We start from the raw sequence: 11,623 nt of genomic DNA, 5'->3' as shown, positions 1-11,623 counted from the left end.
TTACTTTATAGCAGAAAATCCTGTTATTATGGAAATCCCCCAGATAATCCTGATCAGGATTATATTACCGATGCCAAATGGGTAAACCAAAATGAATTTCAAAAAATGCTCGATTTCATTTAAAAAGACACAAAAATCACCTCTCAAATCTCATCGGGACATCAGGTAAAATCATACAGAAGTTTTTAGGTATTTAGTCAATCTGACAATTTACAACTAAGAAACGTGGGGTTTTTCGAATCACTTCCTTGTCCGCCAGCGACAGTTAGCCTCGAAAAATGAACCTTCTCGAAATCACTGTCCACCCCATGTTTTCTTAGGTGCTATTTGATATTTTCCGTTTTTTATTCAGTCTCAAAAAATGTTACCTGTCCGTCTGTTATGTCGTGTATGCCACCTACTATTCCAATTTCTTTGTTTTGTATCATTTCTTTTAGAATTGGACTGCGTTGCAATATCCCCTGAACCGTTCGTTTTACGTTTATAGTTGAAACTTTTTCTACAAAGGCCCCATTTTTTGAATTACGGTTTTCTTTTTCTGATTTTTCGTCATGAACGGCTGGTTGTATTTTGCTCAACAAGGCAGTTAGGTTTCCCATTTCTACGTGGTCACAAGCCCCTTTTATTGCTCCACATTTTGTATGTCCCAGTACTACAATTATTTTTGAACCTGCTACTTTACAAGCAAATTCCATACTGCCCAAAATATCTTCGTTAATAATATTTCCTGCAATCCTTACACTAAAAACATCTCCTAACCCTTGGTCAAATATTAGTTCAGCAGAAGTTCGGCTGTCAATACAACTTAAAATTACGGCAAATGGAAACTGTCCATCAGCAGTATATCCTGCTTGTTCTAACAGGTTTCTATTTGCTTTTAGATTGTTCACAAATCTATTGTTCCCTTCTTTCAAAATTTGAAGTGCCTTTTCTGGCGTTAAACTCGCCTGTGTTTCTTTTGTGTGTACTCGCATTTCTATTGGTTTTAATTAGTATTGATTGAATAAAATGTTTTTCCCGTAAGGTTGGTAAAATGGCCGATAATTGGATTCACCTTAGTAACGACGAGCATTCGGATGCGTTAGTTTAATCCTAACTTCTTAAAGATACTGATTTTCAATTTACGCGGTTCCGGACTCTGTTTCCATGGTGACGTTGCACTAAACCTAAGTATTGACCACCTTTTTGACGACATCTTCTATCTGTACTGTCACGATTCTCTTTAAATCTCTACCACCTTTCTTCTCTCTGATAACAAATCTCAATTTAATAATAAAACAAAAAACCCGATCTCTCGACCGGGTTTCAATAGTTTATCTTCTTCCTGCCTTACCTGGAGGAAGCATCTTGCTCATGGCGGCCTTGGCTCCTCCCATCTTGTTCATCTGCTTCATCATCTTGCGCATATCAGCGAATTGCTTCATTAGGTTGTTCACCTCCACGATAGTTCTTCCCGAACCCGCTGCAAGTCTCTTTCTTCTACTTCCATCAATGAGATCAGGCTGCTCCCGCTCCGCTGGAGTCATTGATCTGATGATTGCTTCGATTGGCTTGAAGGAATCATCATCGATATCCATTCCTTTCATGGCTTTACCCATTCCAGGAATCATTCCTAACAAGTCCTTGATATTACCCATTTTCTTTACCTGCTCTAGCTGGGAAAGGAAATCATCAAAATTGAAATTATTAGAACGAATTTTAGAATTGATCCGCTTAGCTTCATCTTCATCAAAGGACTGCTGAGCTCTCTCCACCAGGGAAATCACATCACCCATTCCCAGGATTCTCTGCGCCATACGATCTGGGTGGAATACATCCAGATCTTCCATTTTCTCTCCGGTAGAAATAAACTTAATCGGCTTATTTACTACGTGACGAATAGAAATCGCAGCACCACCTCGTGTATCACCATCAAGTTTGGTAAGAACGACTCCGTCAAAATTCAAACGCTCATCGAAGGTCTTCGCAGTATTCACCGCATCCTGACCTGTCATGGAATCTACTACAAAAAGTGTCTCTGATGGGTTCAAGGCTTTTTTCAACCCTTCGATCTCAGTCATCATCACATCATCCACAGCCAAACGACCAGCCGTATCGACAATCACGGTTTTCTTACCGGTTTTCTTTGCGTATGCTATCGCATTGTTGGCGATTTCCAGCGCATTTTTATTCTCAGGCTCAGCATATACTTCTACTCCGATTTGCTCACCCAATACTTTCAACTGATCGATCGCCGCAGGACGGTAAATATCACAAGCCACCAACAGTACCTGTCGGCCCTGCTTCTTTAAGTGTGCTCCTAGCTTACCAGTGAAAGTGGTTTTACCAGAGCCCTGAAGACCCGATATCAAGATAACCGACGGATCACCGGAGATTTTGATATCCTCCTTTTTACCACCCATGAGCTTGGTAAGCTCCTCTTGGGTGATTTTAATCAATAGCTGACCGGGAGAAACAGAAATCAAAACATCTCTACCCAGGGCTTCTGTCTTGATGGTATCCGTGACTTCCTTGGCTACTTTATAATTGACATCGGCATCGATCAAAGCTCTTCTAATCTCTTTGACAGTCGTTGCAACGTTTATTTCGGTGATTGTCCCGGTTCCTTTCAGCGTTTTGAAAGCCCGGTCTAATTTTAGACTTAAATTATCAAACATTCCTTATGTGGCTATTTGGTGCAAAAGTAATGATTTTCATCAGGGATAGAAAGGAGTCTTTGATGTGATTATAATTGTTTTTTTAGTGGACACATCGAATCTCGCATGGTTAATAATCATCCCACTGCGTGATGTCCTTCGTCATACTCGATTTAATCTATTCCGACTATAGACTGCCTATTTTTGTAGAAGGGTTTGCCTATAAATCCCTAATTTGCGCCAGCATCCATTTTCCAAAGAAAAACTCTTTTCATGCAGCTGAATTTCAAAAAAGACCTGCTTCCCCATCTTGTGGGGATTGCTATTTTCTATGCTATTGTAGTCGTTTATTTCGCTCCTGTTGTGCTACAGGATCAGGTGATCATGCAAGGTGATATTCTAAAGTGGGAAGGCTCTGCCAGAGAAGCACTGGATTATCGTGAAGCTACCGGTGAAGAAGCGCTTTGGACAAATAGTGTTTTCGGCGGTATGCCGGCCTATTTTGTCAGCTTGGAATTTGCCGGTGACATCAGTGGAGCGCTGATTTCTGTAATCACATTAGGACTTCCTCACCCAGTCAGTAGTTTGTTTCTAGGCATGGTAGCCATGTATGTCCTGATGTTGACGTTTGGAGTCAGGCCTGTTTTTGCAATCATTGCCAGCGTTTCATTTGCGCTGAGTTCCTATAATCTTCTGAGTTTGGCTGCCGGACACAATGCCAAAATCTGGGCAATCAGTCTGATGCCGGTGATTCTGCTAGGGATTCACTTAGCTTTTAAGAATAAGCGATTGCTTGGCGCTGGCGTATTAGCGCTTGGCTTATTGCTTCAATTAAAGTTTAACCACGTTCAGATCACCTACTATACATTGATCATCGCCGTGATCTATGTCCTAGTGAGACTTGTCTTTGGCTGGAAAAAAGAGGGCTTTGCTCAACTCGGTAAAACAATTGCCTTTTTGGTTTTAGGAGCTGTACTGGCAGTAGGAGGAAATATAGGTAGACTGGCAACAGCTCTGGAATATGCACCTTACTCCACCCGTGGCCAGGCAACTTTGGAATCTGCTTCGGCTGGACTGGACAAGGATTATGCGTTTTCTTGGTCAAATGGCAAGTTGGAAACCCTAACCTTACTGGTTCCAAATTTCTATGGTGGCGGAAGCAGCACACCTCTTGGCAAGAATACCGAATCAGAAAAAGCTTTGCGAAACAATGGGATTGATCCTGCACAAATCAGCGGATTTTTACAGGGAGCACCTACCTACTGGGGAGATCAGCCCTTCACTGGAGGCCCAATTTACGGGGGAGTTATCTTGGTTTTCCTTGCTTTTATTGGGATTTGGGCGGCTCCAAAAGAGAGCTTATATACTTTTGGGGCGATCATTATTCTTTCACTTATGCTTTCGTGGGGGAAAAACCTGAGTTGGTTTAACTACCTCCTTTTTGACATTCTGCCTGGCTATAATAAATTCCGGGCAGTCTCCATGGCTTTAGGAATGACTCTTTTTGCTATTCCAGCTTTGGCTGCTATTTCTTTAGAAAGGCTGTATCAAAGCAAAGATTTTAAACCGCTATACGTTGCTGGAGCATCAATTGGAGGACTAATACTCTTGCTAGCGATCGGTGCCGGAGTGTTCAGGTTTGAAGGAGCGGCAGACGGAGGTTTGCCAGATTGGTTATTAAATGCAATCCGCCAAGACCGAAAAGCCATGCTTTCAGCAAGTGCCTGGAGAAGTTTGGCCTTAGTAGCAGCATCTTTTGCTTTGATATACTTTGCCCTGAAAAACAAAATCTCTGATCTAGTTCTAGGGATAGGGATTTTTGGGTTGGTCACCATAGATCTATGGACAATAAATAAGCAGTACTTAAATGACGATTCCTTTCAGGGAAATCCCAGCAGAGCTTACTTTACAGAAACTCCAGCCGATCAGGTAATAGCAGTGGACGACGCTTATTTCAGAGTGCTGGATCTTACAGAGGGTCTTACAGCTACCGGGAAATCACCCTACAGATTCCACAGTCTTGGTGGATATCATGGTGCCAAAATGCGCAGATATCAAGATCTTCTGGACAATCGATTGAATTTTGAGTTAAATGATTTTGTGACCAAAGCGCAGGAAGGTGAATTTAATTTTGACGGTATTCAGACAATCAATATGATGAATACTAAATATCTCATCGCCGGAACTGCTGCAAATTCCGTTTTTGAAAATCCTGAAGCGAATGGCCCGGCATGGATTCCTTCTCAAGTAGTGACGGTACAAACCAATCAGGAAGAAATGGATGAGCTAGGAAGAATAAACACCAAGTCTCAAGCAACTGTGAATACATCAGAGTTTGGTGATGTAAGCGCCGGTGCCGGTGAGATCACACACACTTCTTACACACCTAATGAATTGAAATATCAGGCAGAGATAAGTAAAGAAGGTTTGGCTGTCTTTTCAGAAATCTACTATCCTGAGGGATGGACAGCAACCATCGATGGACAGGAAGCTGAAATCCTGAGAACTGATTATTTACTTCGTGGATTGATCGTTCCGACAGGAACTCATGAGATTGTATTCAAGTTTGAACCAAAAAGCTACACGGCCACCAAAACACCTATGATCATTTTTCAATACCTAATCGTATTGTCATTGATAGCGGGAGTGTTTTATACGATCAAAGAAAAGAATGGAAGAGGATAAGGACAAAGTCGTCAGTTTTTACGACCAATTTGCTGAAAAGCAAGCTAAGACAGGAATAAACTCCCGTCACTTAAGTATTCTGGATAAGGTAAAAGCGGCTGGATTGAATGCTAACCACAGCGTACTGGAAGTTGGTTGTGGCATAGGTACTGTCAGTCATTTGCTAGCCGGTCAAGTAAAGCAAGGGGAGGTGTTGGCAGTGGATATTTCTCCCGAAAGTATAGCCAAAGCCAAAAAACTCTGGGAAAAACAAACTAATCTGAAATTTGAAGTTTCAGATATGTCGGACTTCGATAAGGCAGGAAAAACCTATGACTTCTTTGTTTTCCCGGACGTTTTGGAGCACATTCCTGTGGATCAGCATAGCCGCCTATTTCGCAATATCCATAAGCACGCACATCGGGAGTCTGTGATTTTCATCCATATCCCTGCGCCTAGATACTTGCAGTGGATGATAGAAAATGAACCGCAAAAGCTCCAGGTAATTGACCAGCCATTGGATTCTGGGGACCTGATCAAGAGTATTACTTCCAATGGCTTTTACCTTGAAAAAATGGAGACTTACCCCATATTTTTCAAAGAAAAAGATTATCAATACTTTGTGTTCAAAGCAGCGAAACCGCTTTTCAAATCAACTCCTAGAAATAAATGGATTATCTGGAAAGAGCGAATCAGTATCAGACTTAAACACGGAATTATCAAATAATACTTTGAAATCGAGCATGACGAAGAACGTCACACAGAGTGATGATTATCCCCCTGCGAGATTCCATCCGACCATTGAAAAACAAAAAATAAACAAATGAAAATAAAAGAAAAAACAGTCGTCGGACTCATATACGAACTCAAAGTAAGCAAAGAGGCTGATGAGATAGAGTCAGCTCCTTTCAGCGTAGAAATCCGTGATGCAGAAGACCCCTTTTACTTCCTTTTTGGGGCAAGTGATTTACCTCAAAAGTTTGAAGAATTACTGTTGAATAAGGAGCAAGGAGAAGACTTTTCTTTTGTAGTGCCAGTAGAAGATGCATATGGAGAAATCGATGAGGATTTAATCATAAATCTTCCTAAATCACAGTTTTCTGGAGAAAATGGTTTCAATCCAGAAATGCTTGAAGAAGGGAATTTTCTTCCTCTTATGGACGAAGATGGTTACCCTATGCAGGCAAAAATCCTGAAAGACCTAGGTGAGGAAATCCTTCTGGATTTCAACCATCCCTTAGTGGGGTTTAATTTACATTTCGAAGGGAGTATCGAAGAAGTGCGTGAGGCGACTAAGGATGAGCTTGCACATGGGCATGTACATGGTGCACACGGGGCGCATGACGAGGAATAGTGATTTGTAATTAGTAACTAGTAACTAGTGTAAGAGGTAAGAAGTACGGCTTTATACCTCTTACTTGTTATTAAATCTGCCACTTTAAACTCTTCAGAATTGAGAAGGAATCTGATCTTCATCTTGTTCACCCTTGCCGCTTGCACACAAAAAACTTCAGAGGAGAATATTGACTCTTCTGTTGAAAAGGAACAAGCGTATATACGGGCTATTGAAGGTGAGGATGAAGAAGTAGCTATCCACATCATCAAAAAAGGTGATGTTTTGATCTCTTATTCAGATTGTGCAGAGTGCCATAAGTCTGATAAGCGAGCCAAAGGACCGGCATTCCAAGACATCGCAAAACGATACCCAATCAAGCAAGTGTATATAGATCTTCTTGCCAGAAAAGTGATTTCAGGGGGTTCAGGATCCTGGGGAAGCCCAGTTATGTCTCCTCACCCCAACTTGAAAGAAGAAGATGCCAAAGCAATGGTGAGTTATGTGCTTTCACTAAAAGAATAAGATTCAGACTTCTTCATTTTCCTCTTCATTTTTGACTTTTCCCTCAACTATTTCCTCCATATCCTCTTCCAAAATCCATCCTTTGTCAAGCGCATATCGAGAAGCTTCCAGCGTGTCCTTCACCAACAGCATTGCTACTCCGAGTTCCTTCAGTTTTTCACTTATTTTCTCCGCATAAGCATGTCGCGAGGTATGTACATCGCGGATAAAAATCATTATAATCCTACCCGGAAACTCACAAACTACTTGTAGATAGATAGTTGGATCTTCCTGTCCACTATCTCCTATTAGTATAAATGGCAATTGAGAATTGACGGAAAGAATCTGGCGAATCTGCTCTAGCTTGTGCTCGGCATGACTTCCTGAAATAAGCTCTGTGCGGGACAATCCAATGTCCCGAAGCATCAAGGGGCCTTTGGGGATATGATGAATACGGAGAAGCTCGTGGAGAAAGTCGTATAAATTCCAGGGACTGCTGGAAACATAAAAAAAAGGATTGCTTTCTATACCATCTCTACCCTTTTGCAAGGCCTTATAGAATGCTGCCACGCCTGGAAAAGGCACCCGGGTATGTGCATTTTTGGCAAACGTAGTTTTCAGCATTTCTGTCATTCGCATCGCGCCAGTTGGGATTATGGTATCATCTATGTCTGAAACGATACCATAATCGATATCTCCCTCCGGAAGGAATATATCTGCAGTTGCTTTGACTTCACCTTGGTTTTTGATTACCTGATCGACTAAAGTCAAATTAATCTGTTGCCAGCGCGCTGGAATTTGGATATGTTTTTTAGGGTGAATTTTAAATTCAAAATACCCTTCCTCATCGGTTCTAACAAAGTATTCTTCGCCCTGAAATTCTGCCTTCACCTGCACGCCTGGGATCACCACACTCATAAATCTCCTCCGCATTCTGCCGATATTCCGCCAGACACTGTCCTCTGGGTTTGATTCTCCGATTCTATTGTCACGGATCACTCTACCTACCAAAAGAATTTCCTTATCATTCCCAAATCCTTCAAAAGGAACGATCAGCAAAGATTTCAATAAGCCCAATTTGATCCAGAGCCACAAAATCACCTGACTAATCGCCAGTTTGAATTCATAGAGAATAGTTAGTGGTATATTTCTTTTTTTCACACTCAAAGATTCATCACTTTAGAATCATCCCAACGAAGATAAACCCTATCTCCTACCTCATATTTTCGCTGAGGATCATCTACTTCCCAAGTGATCTCACTTTCTTTGAGATGAACTTGGAGGGAATTATAGTGTACCAAAAAGCGAGAATCTGTGACATGAGCCAATAATCCACCCTTGGTTCGTAGCTTGACATCTGCGGGCCTGACATAGCTATTTTTTGTTTCAGGAATCTTATTTATTGGACTGAAAAGCTGCGCCACATACTTAGTTTTCGGTTTCTCACAGAGCTGGCGAGAATTGCCATTTTGTACTATTTTTCCCTTTTGCAAAATGATCAGGTTATCCGTCAATCGAAGCGCATCATCCAGATCATGAGTCACAAAAATCACCGTAGTGCCCATTTCTTGAAATATCTCTTTCAACTCCGAAATGAGATGGTGAGTCTGTATCGTATCTAGGGAAGAAAATGGTTCGTCGAGCAATAAAACATCCGGTTCCACAGCCAGCGCTTTGCCTATTGCCACCTTTTGTTTTTGCCCTCCAGAAAGTTGACGTGGAAATCGATCCCGATATGAGTCAAGTCCAAGCAGTTTAAGTAAATTCTCCACCCGACTTTTTGCATAGACTTTTTCATAGTGAAGCAATTGTCTGGAGATATTTTCCTCCACAGTAGAATTGGGATATAGATGGAAATTTTGGTGGATCAATCTGATCTCATCATATCCAGAAACAATCTTCTCATTGGGATTTAATATCGCTTTTCCATCCAACTGAACATCTCCAGAATCCTGAACCTCCAAGCCTGCCATTATTTTGAGTAATGTACTTTTGCCTGATCCGCTCTCTCCTACGATTGCAAGGAATTCTCCTTTACCTATTTCAAGTGAAAATGGTTGAAGCGCAAGTTGATTATCGTAAGATTTGGAAACATTAGAAATGGAGAAATAACTCATGGGCGAATTTCAGCTTGCAGTTTTTTAGTCAAGCTGCCAAAGATAAGGGCGTAAGAATGATCCGCCAATTCCAAAATCAATCGATCAGGAACATTTCCAGTCGTACTCACCGAATTCCACTGCTTCTTATTCATGTGAAAGCCTGGGGTGATTCCCTCGTATTGCTCACGCAACTCCACTGCCCGCTCCGGATCGCATTTCAGATTGATGTACTGAAATGCAGAAATAGAGCAAATCGAAAAAATCTTATTCCCTACCCGAAAACAAAGAGCATCCTTATCAAAAGGCGTATCCTCTGTCACACCAGCTTTGGCAAGGCAATAATCGCGGTAATATTCTAGGGTCATGGCAAATCTTTATTGAGAAAGAAATTTAAGGAAAAGTGCCTGGAGAAAAAATGCTGGTTATTCATCTAAACACCGCAAATCACTAATTTCATGTGTTTATAATTTGATTTTTAAAGGTCATAACCTGTCCCGTGACGAAGGAAACGGGATGGAATCTCGCCTAGGAAATAATCATCCCTCTGTGTGTCGTTTTCGACATGCTCGATTTCCAATTAGAATCCCACGGTATCACCATAGTACAACAATATGAAGATAAATTTTCTCTCGCTCGCTTTTCTGCTTTTACTTGCCAGTTGTCATTCTTTGAGCAAATCAAAAATTAGCAAAAAGGATCTAAAAAAAGACATTGAGCTAGTCACTACGGAAGGGGCGATTGTGCTTCGCTTGTATGAAGACACTCCCTTAAGTCGCACTAATTTCCTCAGCTTGGTCAAAGAAGGGATGTACGAGAGCATTCTTTTTCATCGAGTGATTGAGAAGTTTATGATTCAAGCAGGCGAAGCTTATAATGAAGGAGAATTTATGAAAAAGAAAAATTCGCTGAATCTATCAGGGACAGTTACAGCTGAGATTACCTCCACTCATTTTCATAAAAGATGAACACTTGGCGCAGCGCGAGAGGGAGATGATGTGAATCCTGAGCGGAAGGGCAGCTTCATTCAGTTCTTTATCGTGCAAGGGAGAACATACACAGATAGCACGCTAGAAATCGCAGAAAAGCGCATCAATAAAATGCTTGCTTACAATCATGTTATTAATGATCCAGTCAATAAATCGATCTTTACTCAATATCAGGAATTATCAAAAAATAGTAACTCAAGGATTGGGGAAGCTATTAAGAAGCTTAAAAGTGAATTAGACTCCTTGGCTGAGGTCGAGCTAGAAAGAATGGTACAATACAGCTATCCTGAATTACATCGGGAAGTTTATAAAACGGCGGGAGGTGCAGCTCATTTGGATCAGAACTATACCGTATTTGGGGAGGTAGTTTCGGGAATGAATATCGTGGACAGAATAGCTACAGCCGAAACAAACAATCGAGAAAAGCCCTTGAGAGACCTATTGATCCTAACTGCAAGATTGATCAAAAGGCAAAAATAAAACTTCCGACTACTATATTCTCTAAAACAATACAAACCACAAATCCTCCTCGAACCTCGATCAGACTTTATACCGAAACAATGGTTTTCTTAAAGCTAGCATAGCGATTGTATAAAAATTAATCTTAACCACAATTTTCACTAAAAACCAAAACAACCATGGGAATAGTTAAAGTACTAGAGGTAATTGCCTCATCAGAAAAGAGCATCGAGGATGCAATTCAAAATGCAGTGGATGAAGTTTCTAAAACTGTCCACAACATCGACTCAGTTTATGTAAAAGATATCAAAGCCCACGTGAAGGATGGTAAGGTCACTTCATACGGCTGCGTCTGCAAGGTTTCTTTCCGAGTGGATCAATCCAAAAATGTCTAACAATTAATCAAAAGAGTGCGGCGCTTGTCGCATTCTTATTTTTTGAAAAGCATATTCAGTGTCGTCTGAATTAACTCTGATAATCTCGTGTGGGCACTAAAATCTTTATAATTTCAGGGTCTTATTCACCAATCTCTTTTAAATGAATACCAAGTTCATAATGATTTTGAGTGCACTATTCATGTACTCAACCGGAGTTGTGTTCACTTTTGCACCGGATGTGATTTTAAGTTGTCTAAATCTGGATCCTAACCAAATAACCCTTTTTATAGGACAAATCTTAGGGGCATTATATTTTGGGTTTGGGATGCTCAACTGGATGAGCAAAGGCAGTCTGATTGGTGGGATTTACAATCGCCCAATTTGCATTGCCAATCTAAGTCATTTCCTAATCGCTGGCCTTGCTCTACTAAAAGGACTTGCTTCCAATCCCGAATTACCCATTGGTATTTGGGCTATGGGAGTCATTTACATCGCATTTGGGATAGCTTTTGGTATAATTCTCTTCCGGCATCCAGTCGCCGTTAAACCATAATTTCGCCATCTT

The 11,623-nt window shown here is 41.0% G+C and carries 13 protein-coding genes; 8 read left to right on the top strand and 5 right to left on the bottom strand.

Annotation, left to right across the window (positions count from 1 at the left end; genetic code table 11):
- Positions 1-344: 344 nt before the first annotated feature.
- Positions 345-974, bottom strand: a complete 630-nt coding sequence (locus U3A58_RS11230; RefSeq protein WP_323823521.1) for a carbonic anhydrase family protein — start codon at positions 972-974, stop codon at positions 345-347.
- Positions 975-1,313: 339 nt separating this feature from the next.
- A complete protein-coding gene (ffh, locus tag U3A58_RS11225; RefSeq protein WP_323823520.1) occupies positions 1,314-2,657 on the bottom strand; it encodes a signal recognition particle protein in 1,344 nt (447 codons plus the stop codon).
- Positions 2,658-2,909: 252 nt separating this feature from the next.
- Here ffh and U3A58_RS11220 point away from each other — a divergent pair, with 252 nt between their 5' ends.
- The 4 genes from U3A58_RS11220 (at position 2,910) to U3A58_RS11205 (ending at position 7,158) form a co-directional block, all read left to right on the top strand.
- Entirely contained in the window at positions 2,910-5,321 is a 2,412-nt protein-coding gene (locus U3A58_RS11220; protein ID WP_323823519.1) for a YfhO family protein, read from the top strand.
- Positions 5,308-6,027: a class I SAM-dependent methyltransferase gene (locus U3A58_RS11215; RefSeq protein ID WP_323823518.1), complete on the top strand. Its 720-nt coding sequence runs from the start codon at positions 5,308-5,310 to the stop codon at positions 6,025-6,027. Before U3A58_RS11220 ends, U3A58_RS11215 begins: the two co-directional genes overlap by 14 nt.
- 96 nt (positions 6,028-6,123) lie before the next feature.
- The gene (locus U3A58_RS11210) at positions 6,124-6,654 is read left to right on the top strand and encodes an FKBP-type peptidyl-prolyl cis-trans isomerase (protein WP_323823517.1); all 531 of its coding nucleotides are present in this window, start codon (positions 6,124-6,126) and stop codon (positions 6,652-6,654) included.
- A gap of 99 nt (positions 6,655-6,753) precedes the next feature.
- A complete protein-coding gene (locus tag U3A58_RS11205; RefSeq protein ID WP_323823516.1) occupies positions 6,754-7,158 on the top strand; it encodes a c-type cytochrome in 405 nt (134 codons plus the stop codon).
- 3 nt (positions 7,159-7,161) lie between these two features.
- Here the strand turns inward: U3A58_RS11205 and U3A58_RS11200 are convergent, their stop codons facing one another.
- Genes U3A58_RS11200 through U3A58_RS11190 form a run of 3 tightly spaced genes read right to left on the bottom strand, consistent with a single transcriptional unit; the run spans position 7,162 to position 9,601 of the window.
- Positions 7,162-8,298 (bottom strand): App1 family protein, encoded by a 1,137-nt coding sequence (locus tag U3A58_RS11200; protein WP_323823515.1) that lies wholly within the window; start codon positions 8,296-8,298, stop codon positions 7,162-7,164.
- A gap of 2 nt (positions 8,299-8,300) precedes the next feature.
- Positions 8,301-9,254, bottom strand: coding sequence for an ABC transporter ATP-binding protein (locus U3A58_RS11195; RefSeq protein ID WP_323823514.1), 954 nt, complete (start codon positions 9,252-9,254; stop codon positions 8,301-8,303).
- Positions 9,251-9,601, bottom strand: coding sequence for an MmcQ/YjbR family DNA-binding protein (locus U3A58_RS11190; RefSeq protein WP_323823513.1), 351 nt, complete (start codon positions 9,599-9,601; stop codon positions 9,251-9,253). The genes U3A58_RS11195 and U3A58_RS11190 overlap by 4 nt, the downstream gene beginning before the upstream one ends.
- A gap of 303 nt (positions 9,602-9,904) precedes the next feature.
- Here U3A58_RS11190 and U3A58_RS11185 point away from each other — a divergent pair, with 303 nt between their 5' ends.
- The 4 genes from U3A58_RS11185 (at position 9,905) to U3A58_RS11170 (ending at position 11,611) form a co-directional block, all read left to right on the top strand.
- Positions 9,905-10,201, top strand: a complete 297-nt coding sequence (locus tag U3A58_RS11185) for a peptidylprolyl isomerase (protein WP_323823512.1) — start codon at positions 9,905-9,907, stop codon at positions 10,199-10,201.
- Positions 10,202-10,273: 72 nt separating this feature from the next.
- Entirely contained in the window at positions 10,274-10,702 is a 429-nt protein-coding gene (locus U3A58_RS11180) for a peptidylprolyl isomerase (RefSeq protein ID WP_323823511.1), read from the top strand.
- A gap of 158 nt (positions 10,703-10,860) precedes the next feature.
- Positions 10,861-11,076, top strand: coding sequence for a dodecin family protein (locus tag U3A58_RS11175; protein WP_323823510.1), 216 nt, complete (start codon positions 10,861-10,863; stop codon positions 11,074-11,076).
- Positions 11,077-11,218: 142 nt separating this feature from the next.
- On the top strand, positions 11,219-11,611 hold the full coding sequence (locus tag U3A58_RS11170) for a hypothetical protein (protein ID WP_323823509.1): 393 nt from the start codon (positions 11,219-11,221) through the stop codon (positions 11,609-11,611).
- Positions 11,612-11,623: the final 12 nt, after the last annotated feature.

It is taken from the genome of Algoriphagus persicinus, from assembly GCF_035156415.1.
Lineage (GTDB): Bacteria > Bacteroidota > Bacteroidia > Cytophagales > Cyclobacteriaceae > Algoriphagus > Algoriphagus persicinus.
Note: the sequence above shows the minus strand (reverse complement) of the source record. Positions and strands in the feature narration are given on the sequence as shown.